Origin of the sequence: Paenibacillus sp. URB8-2 (assembly GCF_013393385.1) — a bacterium.
In the GTDB taxonomy this organism is placed as follows: Bacteria; Bacillota; Bacilli; order Paenibacillales; family Paenibacillaceae; genus Paenibacillus_AQ.
This window is the reverse complement of sequence record NZ_AP023239.1, coordinates 1,820,853-1,838,819: the sequence shown is the minus strand read 5'-3', so window position 1 is coordinate 1,838,819 and position 17,967 is coordinate 1,820,853. Positions and strand designations below refer to the sequence as shown.

General features: G+C 53.8%; 11 protein-coding genes. 3 read left to right on the top strand and 8 right to left on the bottom strand.

Annotated features, from left to right (window positions below; genetic code table 11):
* Positions 1–5: 5 nt before the first annotated feature.
* Entirely contained in the window at positions 6–926 is a 921-nt protein-coding gene (gene murQ, locus PUR_RS08445) for an N-acetylmuramic acid 6-phosphate etherase (protein WP_179034864.1), read from the top strand.
* 217 nt (positions 927–1,143) lie between these two features.
* On the opposite strand, the gene PUR_RS08440 is transcribed toward murQ, so the two are convergent.
* From PUR_RS08440 to PUR_RS08405, 8 genes are all read right to left on the bottom strand, one after another.
* Complete coding sequence (locus PUR_RS08440; RefSeq protein WP_179034863.1) at positions 1,144–5,487, bottom strand: bifunctional 2',3'-cyclic-nucleotide 2'-phosphodiesterase/3'-nucleotidase; 4,344 nt, start codon at positions 5,485–5,487, stop codon at positions 1,144–1,146.
* Between the two features lie 971 nt (positions 5,488–6,458).
* Positions 6,459–8,828 (bottom strand): alpha-galactosidase, encoded by a 2,370-nt coding sequence (locus PUR_RS08435; protein WP_179034862.1) that lies wholly within the window; start codon positions 8,826–8,828, stop codon positions 6,459–6,461.
* A 271-nt stretch (positions 8,829–9,099) separates the two neighbouring features.
* The gene (locus PUR_RS08430; protein ID WP_179034861.1) at positions 9,100–9,915 is read right to left on the bottom strand and encodes a carbohydrate ABC transporter permease; all 816 of its coding nucleotides are present in this window, start codon (positions 9,913–9,915) and stop codon (positions 9,100–9,102) included.
* Entirely contained in the window at positions 9,912–10,790 is an 879-nt protein-coding gene (locus tag PUR_RS08425; protein WP_179037810.1) for a carbohydrate ABC transporter permease, read from the bottom strand. Before PUR_RS08425 ends, PUR_RS08430 begins: the two co-directional genes overlap by 4 nt.
* Positions 10,791–10,986: 196 nt before the next feature.
* Positions 10,987–12,276, bottom strand: coding sequence for an ABC transporter substrate-binding protein (locus tag PUR_RS08420; RefSeq protein WP_179034860.1), 1,290 nt, complete (start codon positions 12,274–12,276; stop codon positions 10,987–10,989).
* Positions 12,277–12,543: 267 nt separating this feature from the next.
* A complete protein-coding gene (locus PUR_RS08415; RefSeq protein ID WP_179034859.1) occupies positions 12,544–13,587 on the bottom strand; it encodes a LacI family DNA-binding transcriptional regulator in 1,044 nt (347 codons plus the stop codon).
* A gap of 368 nt (positions 13,588–13,955) precedes the next feature.
* Complete coding sequence (gene fumC, locus PUR_RS08410; protein WP_179034858.1) at positions 13,956–15,332, bottom strand: class II fumarate hydratase; 1,377 nt, start codon at positions 15,330–15,332, stop codon at positions 13,956–13,958.
* A 110-nt stretch (positions 15,333–15,442) separates the two neighbouring features.
* A complete protein-coding gene (locus PUR_RS08405) occupies positions 15,443–16,048 on the bottom strand; it encodes a TetR/AcrR family transcriptional regulator (RefSeq protein ID WP_232101769.1) in 606 nt (201 codons plus the stop codon).
* Positions 16,049–16,216: 168 nt separating this feature from the next.
* Here PUR_RS08405 and PUR_RS08400 point away from each other — a divergent pair, with 168 nt between their 5' ends.
* Complete coding sequence (locus PUR_RS08400) at positions 16,217–17,104, top strand: ABC transporter ATP-binding protein (RefSeq protein WP_179034857.1); 888 nt, start codon at positions 16,217–16,219, stop codon at positions 17,102–17,104.
* The gene (locus PUR_RS08395) at positions 17,101–17,913 is read left to right on the top strand and encodes an ABC transporter permease subunit (protein WP_179034856.1); all 813 of its coding nucleotides are present in this window, start codon (positions 17,101–17,103) and stop codon (positions 17,911–17,913) included. The genes PUR_RS08400 and PUR_RS08395 overlap by 4 nt, the downstream gene beginning before the upstream one ends.
* The last annotated feature ends 54 nt before the right edge of the window (positions 17,914–17,967 follow it).

The following is a 17,967-nucleotide window of genomic DNA, read 5'->3' as shown; positions in this document are numbered from 1 at the left end:
CCCTGATGGATTCCATTCTTGATGGCTTAATTACAGAACAGCCCAACGACAAGACAAGCGCCATCGATCAGTTGAATTCAGCTGAAATTATGGCATTGATTAATGATGAAGACCGGCTGGTCGCCGGAGTGATCACGGAGCTGATCCCGCAAATCGCCGCGGCGGCTGACCGAATCGTAGAAGCCTTCCGCTCCGGCGGACGCTTGTTCTACGTCGGCGCGGGAACCAGCGGGCGAATCGGCATTCTCGACGCCTCCGAATGTCCGCCGACCTACGGGACGGACCCGGATATGGTTCAGGGGTTGATTGCCGGCGGCTTCCAAGCCGTCAAAGACCCCGTCGAAGGCGCGGAGGACAGCGAGGAGCTTGGCGCCGCCGATCTGGAAGCCGCCGGCGTCAACGCCGGGGACGTTGTCATCGGCATTGCAGCCAGCGGCCGCACGCCTTACGTTCTCGGAGCAATGAAGCGGGCCGGGGAACTTGGCGCCGCCGTGTTCGGCATTTGCAACAACCACGGAACGCCCATGTCGCAAACGGGCTTCCCGGTGATCGAAGCCGTCGTCGGACCCGAGGTCGTCATGGGCTCTACCCGGATGAAATCCGGGACTGCGCAGAAGCTGATCCTCAATATGCTGACCACCACCGCCATGATCCGGATCGGGAAGGTGTACCGCAATCTGATGGTTGATTTGAATCCTTCCAATAAGAAGCTTGTCCATCGCGCCAAACGGATAATCGCCCTTGCCACGGAAGCGTCCGCCGCCGAAATCGAAGAAGCCTACCGGGAATCGGAAGGCCAGGTCAAAACCGCCATCGTCATGCTGCTGGCCGGCGTAAGCGCCGCCGAAGCGCATCGCCGGCTGTCCGCCTCGGGCGGTTTCGTCCATGGCGCAACGACCGCGGCGAAGCCGGGCCGACCAATCTAAGCGGCGAATCCCTGCTGTATCATTTTGATCCATCCAATGACAAAAACCTCCTTTTCCATTTCAAACGTGGAAAAGGAGGTTTTGTCATGCAGCCAGAGCGTCGTCATTTTGGTCCGCCAGCAAGGATTATCACGAATGACTCCAACATGTTATCAAAAAGGCGCTCCGCAGCCGTCCGAAGACGGTTGACGGAACGCCTTTTTTGGCTGCCGGAAGATTAGGAGGCTTTCTTCTCCAGCATACGGTAGATAATAACCGCCGCCTGAGCGCGGTTGGCTATGCCCTTCGGTGCGAATTTCTCGGCATTCACACCGTTCACAATTCCAAGCTCAGTCAGCTGCGCGACGGCTTCCTGCGCGTAAGGCGCAATTTTGGACTTGTCGGCAAACTTCTGCAGCGCCGCATTCTTGTCCACCGGCTGAAGCTGTCCTTTAAGAGCGTTAACGATCATAATCGCCATTTCTTCACGGGTAATTTCACGTCCCGGTTCGAATTTGCCGCTTCCGGAACCTTTCACAATGCCCGCCTGAACCGCTGCGGCGATGGAATCCGAATACCAGACGCCCTGCTTGACGTCCTTGAATGCACTGCTCGCTCCGGTATTATCCAGATTCAGAGCGCGCACAAGCATCGTGACAAATTCCGCGCGGGTAACATTTTTGGCCGGTGCAAAATTGCTTCCGTCCACGCCTTTAATGATGCCTTTGGCCGCCAGGGAGCTGATGGCTTCCTTCGCCCATGCGACTTTCTCCACATCCTTGAACACAGGTGCCGAAGATGCGGCAGGAGCCGGTGTAGCGCTCGGTGCCGGCGTAGCCGAAGGCGCCCCGCTTGGAGATGCAGACGGGCTAGGCGCAGCTGTTGGCAATGACCCTGGTAAAGAAACCACTGCCGGGCTCAGTTTGTTGGTGATGCGTCCTTCAATTTTGGATGTGATCATTCCGCCCTTGAAGGTCTTCACGATGTAATCATAGAACACGTCGAGGTCGATCGGCCCGGCGACGGAGGCGCTGGCTTGGGTCAGAACTTTGTAGTTGTCTCCGCCTGCCGCCATAAAGTTATTCACAACCGCAGTATACGTTTGATCCGGTTTAATCGATGTGCCGTCAGCCTTGGTGAGACTGGCAACGCGGTTGGCTACCGGCAGATACATATTTGCCGTATACTTCAGGCCGGAAATTTGCAGCGTTTTGGTGTCGGCCGTTCCGTCGGCTTTCACGCCCCATTGCTGCTGCAGCAGAGTCTTGATTTGCGCACCGGTGAGCGTCAGCTTCACTAGCGTGTTGCCGAACGGCTGGATTTTGGCCAGATCGCCGAACGAGACGTTGCCTTTCGGAAGATCCGCCCGGATACCGCCCGGATTCATGAACGCGAAGTCCGCCGGTCCTTTGCCGTCGCCGAAATCTGCGCTAATCATAGCGTCTGCAATCAGGTTGCCAAGAGCAGACTCATTATTGTAAGCGTCGGTGCGGGTAATCGTGCCGTCCGTCGTGCCTACCGGCTTGGTCAGCTCCGGATGCAGATTAAGGTACTTGTTAACAAGAGTAGCGGTTGCCGGATCAGGGGTTACACCATCTTGGAAGGTGGTGGTCACAACGGCCGACTTCGTCTTGACATCGCCTGAGGTATGGTCGATTACAAGCTTGATGTCCTCAAACGCCGTACCGTAAGAATAAGCCTGGACAATCAGTTTGCCGTTGACAACCCCGTTAGCCAGTGCATGGTTGTCTCCGGCAACGATAACGTCAACCGGCGAGTTGGCTGGAAGAGCGTTAGCCAGATCGGCGGCTTCGCCCGTTGTGACATCGCCCTTGGTGGAAGCAGGGTCATGCGCCAGCACAACGATCGTTTGGACGCCTTGGCTTTGAATCTCGGCTGCGTACTTCCCGATAGCCTGGACTTCTTCTTCTGGAGACAGGAAGCGGACGCCCGCTGTGCCTTCAGGAGAAACCTTGCTTGGAGTTGCCTTGGTCACCACACCGATAAAGCCGATCTTTACGCCGCCGATTTCTTTGATGACGTAAGGATTGATAATCGGTGTGTTCGTCTTGCTGTCTACTGCATTGGCATTGATATAGTCGAAATCCGCACCGGCATGAACGACTTTATTATTCTTCGGATCAACGCCGCCAAAGATTTGCGACTTCAGTGCCGCGACGCCTTGGTCAAACTCATGGTTGCCCAGGGTGCCGACATCGAATTTCATCAGATTCATCCATTCGTGGGTCGGTTCGTCGCGCTCAAGCGAGGATACCGGAGCCGACGCGCCGACGGAGTCCCCGTTATGGAAGAGCAGAGAATTCACATATTTTGCTCGGGTCTGGTTCAGGTAAGTCGCGAGGACCGCTGCCGTCCCTACATTCTTTCCGCTGACCACGGATGTAGTGTCAAGCTGACCGTGGAAATCGTTGATGCCGATCAAGTGAACTTCAACGTCCTGGGTAGGAGCGGGAACCGTTTCTTTAATGCTCAGGTTGTAGACCTCAAATCCCTTGGCATCGGATACCCCTGTATCCTTGATGTTTCCAGGAAGAACATTCTTCGCGTCAGGCGAGGAAGTGAAGGTCACATTGACATTGCCCTTGATCGGTGCCAGAGACCAGTTGTTATCAGCTGTCGGGTCAATCGTACCCGCATCTTTGATAGAATCCATCAGGACCTGACGGTTCTCGGTTTGAGTGTCCATGATCATCGTGGAACCTTTGACACCCGGGAAGTTGCCTCCTCCGCTTGCGCGGTAGTTGTTCGTAACCACGATGAAATCCATATTCGGATCAAGCGGCGCATTGTTGTAAGTCACTTCCGTTACACGGCTCGAAGATAGGTCATTAATCGTGCCGTCCGGTTTGTATTTTGCATTCTTGGTTACGTCGATTTTGTACTTGATTCCGTCAATCACGTCGAAGTTGTACACGGCAAACGCCGGATTCAGCAGGGACTGCGGTGTGGAAATGCCCGGTTTGATCCGGTTGAACGCGCCTGCGCTCATTTCCAGCCATTCTTTGACGACCGAGCCTTTGACCTTGATCGCTTTCAGCGTGTTGTCGTACAGATACAGATCGCTCGCGCTGCGGATCGTCAGCGGACCGGCGTCGATGCTCGTATATTCGCCAGGGCCGTTGCGTCCCGCCTTGAAAGGAGCGCCCACGCTGAGAATCGGCAGGTCTTTATATTGGACCAGGGCTGGATTGGTGGCGATTTCTTTTTCCACATACTGTTTTTGGGCATAGGTCACGATTTGAACGGTCGGATCATCCTGTACCAGGGCAAAATAGCTGTTCATCGGAGCCGTTGTCGTGCCGAGCGTTGTATTGGTGTAAGCGATAGTAGCCTGATGATCGGCCCCAACCGTAGCCAAAATGGCGGGATCCTCGGCAATTTTATCTGCCGAACGGGTCAAAGCTTTGGAAGCCGCCTTGTCCACCACCCACTTCCCGTTCTCTTGAGTGATCGAGAGATCGATAATGCCGAGGAAGCCGCCGCCGTAACCAGCCTGCACAGCCGGAACGTCGTGAATATGGCCGTTCACATTGTCAATATAACTGTAAGGCTGCTTGGTTGCCGGATCTTTGAAGGAAGCGTCCAGCGAAGTGTTATTACCGTTCGTCGGGAATACTTTATGGGTATGTGAGAAGGTGATGGCATCAATGCCTTTAACCTGACTCAGCTCGCTGATGTCGTTCTCGGCGCCCGCGCCTGCAGCGGTAGCATCGAAACCGGTATGAGCCATGACAACGACGACGTCAGCGGCAATACCTTGACGATTGCTTGTCGATCTCATTTCAGGGATGAATTTCGTCGCGGTTTCGGCAATGTCCTTGGTAATGACTTTCCCTTCCAGATTGGCTTTGTCCCAGTCCATGATTTGCGGAGTTACGAGACCAAGGAGACCCACATTAATGGTGTGAGGATTTCCGTCGCTGTCTGTCACTGTTTTAGGAATGATAATATATGGGGTAAACTTGTTAACGTCATTGCTCGGATCATTATCATGATCGTCTACATAAATATTCGCATTGATATAAGGAAAATTAGCTTTTGTTTTTACACTATCGGTGGAACTGCCGTTTATCGTCCGATCCAGGAATTCCAGACCATAGTTGAACTCATGATTGCCGAAGGTCGCCGCATCGTATTCCAGGGCATTCAGCGCCGCAATCATCGGGTGGGGCTTGGAATCGTAGACCGCCTGAGTCACCGGCTCAATCTTCGCCTCATATGTACCGAGCGGCGTTCCCTGGATCAGGTCCCCGTTGTCTAGCAGCAGGTTGTTCGGTTGCTCAAGTTTCGCCGCCTTGATCAAGGTAGCCGTCCGCGCGAGTCCGACCGAAGTAGATGGGGCATTCTTGAAATAATCCCAGCCGTATACATTCGTGTGTACGTCCGTCGTGCTCATTAACCGCAGGTCAATTTTAGGCAGCAAAGAGCCCCCGGAAGCGGCAGCCTCTGCCTTGTTAGCACCCCACAGCGAACCCGTGAATATTCCGCCAAGCACCTGCGCAGAGAGTACGGCAGTCGCCAGTACGGAAACGAGAGGCTTGTTCCATCGTTTCTTCCCCATAATCTATTAATCCTCCTATTAATTGGTCTACTTCCGGCGATATTGTATCACACAAAATTAACCAAATCCAGATCAGAAATATCAAGCCTGTGTATAATTTATGTAAAATTTCTCACACAAAAGGGTAAAATCCCTCTTGTTTCGAGTAAATTTAATAAAAAATTCATAGTTATTTAACCCATTCGTAAATAAAAGTCTATAAAACTATCGGCAATTGTCTTTATTCTAGCTTCACAGCAGCGTTCTATGACAGATTCTCTATCATCTCCCGTTAATGTAAAAGAGGACCTCTGCGCGGTGCAGCTCTTTTTACATTTCAAGGCAGAAAACAGCTAAAAAGCCAGCCCATCTCCGGGTTAATGAAGACGGGCTGGCTTTATTTCGATTCATACTTCGGCTGGTTGTAGGCAAGACTCTGGGCCACAGAAGGATTAAAACGGAATTCCTCCCTCTTATTTCTTAAAAAACGGTCAATATGGAGTCTGAGAGGGAATTTCTCCCTCATAATTTTGAGTTTTAGCCTTAAATCAATACGAAGCGGCCAATAAGCTGGAGCTTTTCCCGCTTATTGGCCTCGAATGTCCTTTTTCCCGAAAATAACAGGGACATTTTCCCGTTCAGACATGTGCCGCTTGAGATTGGCGGGCTCAATTAGGGATACGAGCGCTTACCGGGACTACTCTACTCCTAACCGCTGCCCCACATGAACAATCTTGCACAGGCGCTTGGCTAAGTGTTTATCCTCCCTAGGCCGCCGCTGGGCAGAATTGCGCAATCAGGTTAAACCGCTTTTGCCACAGCGTCTGTGGGACTCCCCCCTTGCCGCAGTGATCCGTACCGCGTACGCTATTCCACTCTTTCCTCCAGCTAGATATGGAGCCGGTCAACAATGGAACTAAGTTACACGACTCTTTCCACATCCTAGATATGGAGCCTGGGCCGATAAACGGTCCGCAGATGAATGCTCAAGCTTATTCCACTCTCTCCAGCCGCCAAATATGGCTCTGGAAATCGCCTTTCAGCAGCTTTGCGGGAACCCGCAGCCCGATGTTCATCAGCTCGTCGCCGCCGAATATTCTTGCAGCGTCTTTTCCCGCGGCCGCCTCACCGCCATGCCGTGCGGTCCCGCCTTCTCCGCGACCGGCGGCCCCGCCGGACTCACCTTCTTCACTGCCGCTTGCCTCTCCTGACCCGCCGCTGTCTGCCGTTCCGCAGGTCCAATCCGCCATGGCTCCGGAAGCCGCCGGCTCCGCGCCGTACACCCGGTAGCGGACGGAAGGGTCCAATCCGCGAAGCCGCAGTGTGCGAAGGCCGGAATTCGGACGGGCCAGAACTTTGTAGTAGAAGGCCGCCGCTTCCGCGCCGTCTTCGGAGACGAAGATCCATGCGGCTTCGTTTCCTTCAAATGGACTGAGCAGGCGGTGAAACTCTCCGAACTGAACGGTCCGCCGAATCTGCTTGTACAGCGCGACCTGCTCTTTCATGAGCGCCTCCTCTTCCGGCGAAAGAGCCGTCAGGTCCAGCTCATATCCGAAGACGCCGGAGAGAGCGGCATGGCCCCTTATTTCAAGCGGCGTGATCCGTGCCGTCTGATGATTGGGCACGGAGGATACATGTGCTCCCATGCTGCTTGCCGGATAGACGAGGCTCGTGCCGTACTGGATCTTAAGCCGGCTGACCGCGTCGGTATTGTCGCTAGTCCAGGTCTGCGGCATGTAATGGAGCATGCCGGGATCGAAGCGGCCGCCTCCGCTCGAGCAGCTCTCGAACAGCACATCCGGGAACGCCTTCGTCAGCTCCTCCAGCATCCGGTACAGGCCGAGCATGTAGCGGTGCGCCGTTTCCCGCTGGCGCTCCGGCGGCAGCGCGGCGGAGCCAATCTCGGTCATGTTGCGGTTCATATCCCATTTCACATAGGAAATGGGGGCGCTGCGCAGCACGCTTGACAACATTTCCACAATTGCGGCGCAGACTTCCTCGCGCGAGAAATCCAGGACGAGCTGGTTACGGCTTGTGGAGGAAGGGCGTCCGGCGCTGTGGATCGCCCAATCGGGATGGTTCCGGTACAGCTCGCTGTCGGGATTGACCATTTCCGGCTCGAACCAGAGGCCGAACTCCAGCCCTTGCGCCTTTACCCTTTCAGCCAAATCCCCCAGACCCTTCGGCAGCTTTTCTTCGTGAATGAACCAGTCACCGAGCGAGCTTGTATCATCGTCCCGGTGGCCGAACCAGCCGTCGTCCAGCACGAGCAGCTCTATCCCCAGCTCCGCCGCCTTGACGGCGATCTGTTCAATTTTATCCGCGTTGAAATCGAAATAAGTCGCTTCCCAGTTGTTGATCAGCACCGGCCGTTCCTTGTCCCTGAACTTGCCTCTGGCAAGGCGCGACCGGTACAGCCGGTGGTAGGCGCCGGACATTCCGTCAAGGCCGGTGTTCGAATAGACCATGACCGCTTCCGGGGTCTGGAAACTCTCTCCTGGCTCCAGCAGCCAGGAGAACTCGAACGGGTTGATTCCGATCACGACCCGGGTCGTGTCGTACTGATCGACCTCCGCTCCGGCGAAAAAATTGCCACTGTATACAAGGCTGAATCCGTACACTTCGCCTGAATGCTCTCCCGCTCCGTCCCGAAGGAGCGCCAGGAACGGATTATGCTGCGCGCTGCTGGCCCCCCGTTTGCTTTCAACGGACTGCAAGCCTTTGCACAGCGGTCTTACAAGCACATTTCGCTCATTGGACCAGCCGCCCGACAGCTGAAGCATGCGGAAATCCGCGTCACCAAAGTCCACGCTCGCGCTTATGGCCCGCAGCAGCTTCAGCCTGCCCCCGCCCTCGTTGATGAACCGGGCCGAGCGCGCGATGGCGTCATGCTGCCCGAAAACCGTATAGTGGAGCAGCGCCCGCAGACCGGTAAGACCATCCCTCAGCTCCAGTTCCAGCGTCTCCGCTTCGTCATCACTCTCGGCATAGGTCGCCGGCAGTCCTTCGAGCACTGGCTTGCCCGGAAATATCCGGTGACCATAATATCTCAGATCAACGACGGTCGAACCGTCCTCGCATTCGAATTGAAAGGCCGGCTCCCGGAAATCCGAGGTGCCGTAGCCCGGATATTCCCGGGGCTGCGTATCCAGGGAGAATCCGCTCCCTTTGCTGTGCGGATACGGATTGGCCGACAGCGGGCGGTCCATATAGACCGCCGGATTGCTGTCGCCAAACGCTTCCACCCTCGCACCCCAGTACCTGTGCGACAGATGGCCGTCCTGAATAATTTGCAGTACATAGCTTGACCCAGGGGTCTGCAAATGAAAGACTCTCAGCGTTTCGTCATAATAAATGGACACAGTACAGCCTCCCTCTAAATATTTACCGTTTAATTTTCGGGGTCCCCGCAAAGTACCTGAGTAACCTCGGAGCCTATGCTCCACTTTGTGGGGGTTCTTCGGGGTCCCCGCAAAGTACCTGAGTCACCTCGAAGCCTATGCTCCATGCTCCACTTTGTGGGGGGTTCTTCGGGGTCCCCGCAAAGTACCTGAGTACGCTTCGAAGCTTACGCTCCACTTTGTGGGGGTTCTTTGGGGTCACTTCGGGCATCATTTTTCCTTGTGATCTCCCCTATCCCTTCACCGCTCCCGAAGCGAGACCGGAAATGAACCAGCGCTGCATGAACAGATACAGAAGCGTCGCGGGCAGTGCGGCCAGCAGCGAGCCTGCGGCAACCCAGTTTATGCGGTTGGTGTTCGGGCCAAAGAACGAAGCCAGCGCGACGGTGATGGTGCGCATATCCACTTTTTGCAGGAAAAACACCGAGAACTGATAGTCGTTCCACACATGTATGCCCGTCATGATCAGCACAGTGGCCATAATCGGCTTAAGCAGCGGCAGAATAATGGTGAAAAAGAGTCTGAACCGGCTGAGCCCGTCGATCATCGCCGCTTCATCAAGCTCTCTCGGGATGGTCCCGATAAAGCCGGTGTACAGAAAGACCGCCATCGGCAGACTGAACGTCACATGCAGCAGAATAACGCCCCAATAGGTGTTCATGCCGTTAATATCGATATAGAACTGATACAGCGGCACCAAAATGGTCAGCGGAGGCACGATCAGTGTCGCGATAATGACCGTATAAACCGATTTGTTCAGCTTCGTCTGAAAGCGGGACAGCGGATAGGCCGCGCAGGAACCCAGCAGGATGACGATCAGCAGCGCGAAAGCGGTGATAACGAAGTTGTTGATAAAAGCCCTTCCCAGATCGGCTCCTTCCCACGCTTTCGTGAAGTTGCTCCAGTCGATCTTCGTCGGCAGGCGCCATTTGGAGCTGAGGTCGGTAATCGGCTTTAACGAGGTGGTCAGCAGCAGATAGAATGGCAGAATGTGCAGCAGCGTAATGGCGATGGATACCGCATAGGTAATTCCTTTTTTGGTCTTCATGACTGAATCTCCTTTCGGCGAAGGAACAGCAGAGCCGCAACGCTGATGATGGCGATCATCAGGAACATCAGGTTGCCCAGCGCAGCCGCGTATCCCGCATCCTGCGCGCCAAAGTACGTTTTGTACATGAGAGTCGACAGTGATTGGGACGCATATCCAGGTCCGCCCTTCGTCAACGCGATAATGACGTCGAACAGCTTCAGCCCGCCGATCAGATTGAGCACGATGTTGATCGTGATGGATGGAGCGAGCAGCGGAAGCGTCACATTGAAGAACTTGCTGACGGGTCCCGCCCCATCGATGGAGGAGGCTTCATAATAATCCTTGGAGATCGATTGAAGGCCAGCCAGAAAAATAATCATCGCCACGCCGACGAACTGGAACGTGTTGACCGCCATGATGATCCAGACATTGGCATTCGGGTTGGCCAGCAGGTTGATCGGCTTGTCGGCGAACAGCAGAACGATGTCGTTCAGGGCGCCGCCGCGGTATTGGAAGAAGAAGTACCAGATATAGCCCATGATCAGGGGGCTGACAATCGCGGGAAGATAAACGATCGTCCGGGTAAGTCCCCGGGTACGGATGCTCTGATTCAGCAGAAGAGCGTACATCAGACCGATGGCATTCTGGAAAAAGGTACTGCCGGCGCCGTAGATCAGCGTATTGCGGATGACCGTTCCGATATTTTTGTCATGAAGCATCCGGACGTAATTGTCCAGCCCGATCCAGCTGTAGTTGGCGTTGAAGCCGTCCCAGTTCGTGAAGGATACGCGGATGCCCTGGATAAACGGATAGTAGATAAACAGAGAGAACAGCAGCAGCACGGGGACATACATGAGATTCAGCCATCCGGGAGAATTGCGGCTCATGCGCATAAACCCTGCTCCCTTCCGGTAGAGATTGCGGGAAACCTCGGTCTGTCCCTGCGCCGTCGCGGCCGGATTCGGCCCGTCCAGAGACTTGCGGCTCATACCCATCATTCATCACCCTTTCCCTATCGATTGAAGGGCGCCTCGCGGCGCCCAAATGTGCCGAAGTTAATAAAAGGGATTAACGTTTAAGCATTAACGCCTACTTCTGCTGGCTCTTGAGACGCTCCACTTCTTGCTTGTAGAACTGGGAGGATTCTTCCGGCGTCATCGTTTCGCTGAGAATTTCGGCGGAAGTCGTCTGCATGACGTCCCACATGCCGCTCGGCAGGTACACGCGGTCGAAATACGGGAATACCCGGGTGTCTTTATATTTTTCATAGTATTCGGTGTAGATGCCAAGATCCGGGGTAATGTTGCTCATCGCCGACGGGGTGCCGGTCACTTCCGCAATTTTCTTCAGGTTCTCGGGCTTGCCGAAGAAATTGATGACATCCTTGGCGATATCCAGATTCTTGCCGTCCTTCCAGGCCGCCATCGTATACCGTTCGCCGCCGGAGAAGGTCGGCGTGTCGCCCGGCACGATCGATGGGAGCGGCATAATGCCCACCTTCAGGTCGGGATTGATCGCCAGCGCATCGGGAATAAAGGTAGGAGCGCTGAAGCTGAACGCGACTTTGCCTTCGGCGAACAGCTGCGGACGGTCGCTCGTGCGGATGGTGAATACATCCTCGTTCATCAGGCCCTTGTCGTACATTTCCTTGAATTTGGCCGGAAGCAGCGTCCAGTTATTCCAGTCAAAGGTGCCGTCCAGCAGTTCCTGCGCATGGTTCTTCTCCGCGCTGACCAGCAGCGGCGTTGCCATCATATCGAAGTATTGGGCGAGCGAGGCGGGGTCCGTGGATGAGAAGAAGAATGGAGTGACTTCACCATTGCTCTCTTTTTTGATTTTTTCACCGGCCGCAATCAGTTCATCCAGCGTCTGCGGCACCTCAATGCCGTATTGATCGAGAATTCCTTTGTTATACGTAATGCCGTCTTTCGCCGCGTTCAGCGGGAGCGCGTAGACCTTGCCTTGATCGTCGGTAACGATCGGCTTCATCGATTCAGACAGATTGGGAACCCATTCCTGATCCCTTAGGTCTGCCACAAAGTTGTTGTAGCGCACCTTCGACCAGCCGTGGGTATCAAAAATATCCGGCATGTCGTTGCCCGCCATTTTCATTTTGAGAATATTCTCGTAATCGTTGGCGGGGAACTGCCACTCGAACTTCACGTTCGGATGCTCGGCGGTATAGGCGTCCGTAATGGACTTCATCGTATCCTGAGCCGCCGTATCGTTGGTTGTCGTGTAGATCGTCAGCGTCACATCGCCGCCTGAAGAGCCTCTGGAATTGCCGGATGCATTCCCGCCGTTTCCGCTGGAGGAACAGCCGGCTAAAATCATCAACATCAGCACCAAGGTTATTGAAATCGCTCTCACTTTTCTCATAATGAATGTAAGCCTCCTTGTTCTAATGAATGTAAGAGCTTTGCGACAGTTTGACGGGTGATTCGCCGTCCAGTATACTTCGATTGTGACTTTTTCTTTTGGACTCCTTTATCGGAGTCTCTTTTTGTGTTTTTCTTTTTTTGTGCTTTTCTTTTTTTGCGTTTTCCGTTTTTACGTGATTTATCTTTCTGTTATCCTGCCCCGCTTGCACTAACGCCGCGTATTAACGAGTCTATTTCGGCATCACCCCTTTCATATTCCAGACTGTTAAGTCTGGCTTGCTTCAGGTCCTCCGCAGCTCTGCCTTACCACAAACCGCGCGGGGACCACCGTCTTGACCGGGATGCTTCTTCCACTGAGCCTTTCCATCAGCAGGCTGACTCCCGTCCGCCCCATCTGCTCGGTGTGGATCTTGACCGTAGTCAGCGGGACATTGACGTAAGAAGCCATTTCAATATCGTCAAAGCCGATCAGCGCCACCTCGCCGGGGATGGAGATTCCGGATTCTAACAGCGCTTTCATTGCACCGATGGCAAGCGGATCGCTGGCGATGAAGAACGCCCGGGGCAAGTCGCCCTTTGCGATGGCGGTCTGCATCATCTTGTAGCCCTCGGCCATCGTCCAATCTCCCAAGTAGACGTCGTCCGGATTGTATATCCCGTGCTCCCTGCATATCCGCTCGTAGTTCAGGAGCCGCAGCTCGGGCTTGTTGAATTTCTCCTTGTTCAGGCCGTGAACATAATCCTTGGCGCCGATAAAGCCGATCCGCTCATAACCCTTTCGTAAAAAATGATCCATCGCCTTTTCCGTCGCCCGCTGAAAATCGAATACGACCGAGTCGTACTGTTCTTCATCCGGCGAATAGTTGATATAGACGGTCCGATCCTTCCGGGGATACATGCGCTCGATGACCTCCGGCAGGATACTGCCGATGACAATCATTCCGTCCAGATCGTCCATCGCCTGCTTTGGAGACTGACCGTTTAAGCGGAAACTCCGGATCACTTTAATGCCGAGCTCTGTCAGCTGCTTTTCGGCTCCTTGCCGGATATACAGGTAAAAAGGGTCTTCGTTCTCAATCTCCGGCGGATACCAAACGAGAAGCCCGACTTTGGCTTGCTGCGGTTCCAGTACATCTGAAGCCGGTTTTTTTCTGCGCTTGGAAAAATCGTAGTTCATCTGCCGGGCTGTGCAGAAGACTCTCCGCCGCGTCTCTTCCGTAACGGATAGCGACAAATCGTCGTTCAGTACTCTGGATACCGTCGCAATGGATACATTGGCGCTGCGCGCAATATCGCGAATCGTCGTCATTGTTCATCCTCCCGTAGCGAACCGTTTGTTTAGTTAATGTTTACTAATATCAGCACTTCATCTTAACAAGATAACGCTTTCATTGCAATACTTTTTTCGAATATTCCCATAAATATATGTAACATGCTCTAAAATGCCTAAACCAGATATCCAATATAACTAAAGTCTCATAGTTTGTTTAGTAAACAAGAGTAACTATCTCAATATAGCGTGCGGCAAACAACCTAATTCAGAATACAGCCAAGCCACGCCGGATTCGGCTTGCCCCGCATAGCATCTCGAACCGCAATGGAAAAGCCGGCCCCCTTTTACCTCAAAGTGGACCGGCTTTGTGTTCATGAACTATTTTGCATGATTTACGCTTTAAGTCAGACCATGTTCTCCGGTTTCACCATCCGGTCAAATTCCTCTTCCGTCAGCAGCTTCAGCTTCAGCGCGGCCTCCTTCAGCGTAAGGCCTTCCTTATGCGCTAGCTTGGCGATTTGCGCCGCCTTCTCGTAGCCGATATGCGGATTTAGAGCCGTCACCAGCATCAGAGAGTTATGCAAATTGCGCTGAATGACCGGCTCGTTCGCCTTAATGCCCCGGGCGCAATTCTCCTCAAATGACTGTATGGCGTCCGCCAGCAGGCGGCAGGACTGCAAGAAGCTGTGAATAATGACCGGCTTGAATACATTAAGCTGAAAATTGCCCTGGCTGGCCGCCATCCCGATCGTCACGTCATTGCCCAGCACCTGGCAGACGACCATAGTCATCGCCTCGCTCTGCGTCGGGTTCACCTTGCCCGGCATAATCGAGCTACCCGGCTCGTTCTCCGGGATAAGCAGCTCGCCGATGCCGCTGCGGGGACCGCTGGCGAGAAAGCGGACATCATTCGCAATCTTCATGAGATCGGCGGCCAGCGCCTTCAGCGCTCCGTGAACATGAACAATCTGGTCATGGCTCGTCAGGGCGTGAAATTTATTATCAGCCGAAACAAAGGGGAAGGAAAGCTCCTCGGCAATTTCCCTGGCGACCCTGGCCCCAAATTCAGGGTGGGCGTTAAGGCCGGTTCCGACAGCCGTCCCTCCGATCGCCAGCTCGAACAGAGACCGGGCGCTGTCCGAAATAAATCGTTCGCCTTTTTCCAGCATCGCGGCCCAGGCGCTTATTTCCTGCCCCAGTGTCAGCGGCGTCGCATCCTGAAGGTGCGTGCGTCCGATTTTGATCAACGAATGGTATTCGTCTGCTTTCTGTTCCAGCGTGATCTTGAGCCGGTTCAGCGCCGGAAGCACTTTATGTTCTACCGCCAAAAAGGCGGCGATATGCATCGCTGAAGGAAAGGTGTCGTTGGAGCTCTGTCCTTTGTTCACATCATCATTCGGATGGATGACCGCTTCCGATCCGTCAGACCGCAGAAGCTCGCTGCCTCTGTAGGATATCACTTCATTGACATTCATATTGGTCTGCGTTCCGCTTCCCGTCTGCCAAACGACAAGCGGAAAATGCTCATCATACGTCCCCTGCATGATTTCATCGGCCGCGCGGACAATGGCATCCGCCTTGGCTTCCGGCAACAGGCTGAGTCCTGCGTTCACCTTCGCCGCCGCCTTTTTAATGAGCGCCAGAGCGTAAATCACTTCAAGTGGCATTTTCTCGCCGCCGATTCTGAAATTTTGCAGACTGCGCTGAGTCTGGGCGCCCCAATACTTGTCCTCAGGCACCCGCAGCTCGCCGAACGTGTCTTTTTCTATGCGAAATTCCATCCTTCATCCCGTCCTTTTTTGCCGGATTTAGTCTGAAGCCGTTTGCATAGTGCTGAGCTTATTTTACAATGGGCCGCAGCCGCTGGACAAACCACGCCCCGTCTCCGGCTTCAATCCTCCCGGCCGCAGAGACCGTAAAAGAACAAATGTGTCATTTCCTCAATAAAAACATCCATATTATCCTGCTTGCGCGCGACTTCCAGCAAATCTCCGACGCTCTGCATATACATATTCATGAATATCAGGACGGAATTTGACGAAATCTTCGGCGATATTTCATTCCTTGATTTCCCCTCCTCCACCAGTCTGACGATCAGTGGAAGCACCGTCTTCTCGTAACGCTCCTGAATGTAGCCGAACATTTCCTGATCGTCGACCATAAGTTCTTTGATCTGTGACGGTGACAAAACGGAATACTGCGCCTTTTCCTGGTCAATCGAATATTTCACGAAATCCTTGACCGAAGGCTTTTCCTGCATGAATTTTTCGAAGCCGTCGATTGACTGATCGATATAGTCTTTAAAGGATTGTTCCAGCAATTTCTCCTTGCTGCCAAAATAATTATAGATCGTGACCTGCGAGACGCCCGCCGCTTTGGCGATATCCGCGATCCGCATCCGCTTGGGCTCCCACGTTTTCAGCATTTCCATCGTCGTCTTCATGATTTTCCGCCTGATCTTGGCCGCTCTTTTCTCAAAACCGTTGATTTTAGTCATCTGTCTTTCCACCCTAACCTGGCAATATCGGATATAGAAATGTAATTAATGAAATATATTATATAAATAATTTCATAAATCTATTGACGTCAGCGTCTGTCGGGACTATTATAACACATGAAATATATCACTAAAAATATTTCATCATTTTACGTCGGAGGTGGCAGTATGCTTACTGTCCAAGGGTTGACCAAAACATTTTCAAACGGAAAAGGGATACGCGATATTTCTTTTACGGTAAACAAAGGAGAGGTGTTCGGCTTTCTCGGACCGAACGGAGCCGGCAAATCGACGACCATCCGGCATCTTATGGGCTTTATGAAGCCCGACCGGGGACACGCGGCCATATGCGGGCTTGATGTGTGGAAAGCGCAGGGAACGGTGCAAAAGCATGTTGGCTATCTGCCGGGGGAAATCGCCTTCGTCGACGGGATGACGGGAATCGCCTTCCTTGATTTTATGGCGGATATGCAGGGCTTGAAGGACAAAGGAAAGCGCGGTGAGCTGATCCGGCGCCTTCAGTTTGACGCGCTAACGCCGATCCGCAAAATGTCAAAGGGGATGAAGCAGAAGGTCGGCATTGTCGCCGCGTTCATGCACAGCCCGAAGGTGATTATTCTCGATGAGCCCACATCCGGTCTGGACCCGCTGATGCAGAAGGTATTCATTGAATTGGTGCTGGAAGAAAAGCAGCGGGGCACAACCTTCCTGATGTCGTCGCACAGCTTTCCCGAAATCGAGCGGACCTGCGACCGGGCTGCTATCATTAAGGACGGCAACCTCGTCGCCGTGAAAAATATTCACGAATTGCAGTCGATGCAGCGGAAGCTGTTCGACGTCGTCTTCGAGAACAAGGAGGACGCGCTCCGGTTCCGCACCTCCGGTCTGCCCGTCGAGAACTATGACGATTTCCGCGTTCGGGTCGCCATCCGGGGCAATTATAATTCATTCATTGAGGAAGCGGCGAAATACCGAATCCGCAGCATGGATGTATTCACCCAGAACCTGGAGGATATTTTTATGGATTATTATGACCGGGAGGAACAACAGCCATGAATTTCCCATTATTTAAACAAATGATTAAAGTGAATGCCAAAGGCATGATGAACTACGCCTTCGGCTCCGCTTTTTATATCCTGTTGATCATCTGGCTGTACCCGGGCATCGCGAAAAACACGCAGGCGCTGAACGATATTGTAAAGTCCATGCCGGAGGGCGTGAACAACGCGTTCGGCCTGAACAGCGGCTTCGCCAGTGCGGAAGCGTTCATATCGGGCGAATATTACGGCCTCATACTGGTGCTGATCCTGTCCATTGTCTGCGTGCAGATGTCGACCCGGCTGATGGCCGGCATGGTTGACCAAGGCTCGATGGCCTACCTGCTGTCCACTCCAACCACCCGCGCCAAAGTGTCAACGACCCAGGCGCTTGTGTTGATTATGTCCCTGATCGTCATTGTGGGCGTAACAACGCTGGCGGGCTTTTTAGGAGAAGCCTGGTTTCTTGGCGACTCCTACCCTTTTAACGGCGAACGGTTTCTGCAACTGAACCTCGTCGCCTTCATGCTGTTTTTCGCGATCGGTGGCCTGACCTTTCTGGTGTCCTGCCTGTCCAATGACGAGAAAAAGGCGCTCGGCATTTCCGGCCTTATCGCTTTCGGCTTCTTCACCATCGACCTGGTCGCCAAAATCAGCGACAAGCTGAGCTGGATGAAGTCCCTGACGCTCTTCACCCTGTACCGCCCCAGCGAGATCGTCGCGGGTCAAGCGGAATGGGGCCGAATCTCCCTTGTGCTGCTGGCCGTCGGCCTTCTCTCATTCGGCCTGGGCATTGTTCTGTTCAAGCGGCGCGATCTGCCGCTGTAAGGAGCGGCAGGGGCGGCGCGGGAGAGCGTGGGCGCGCAAGAGCGCGGCAGCGAG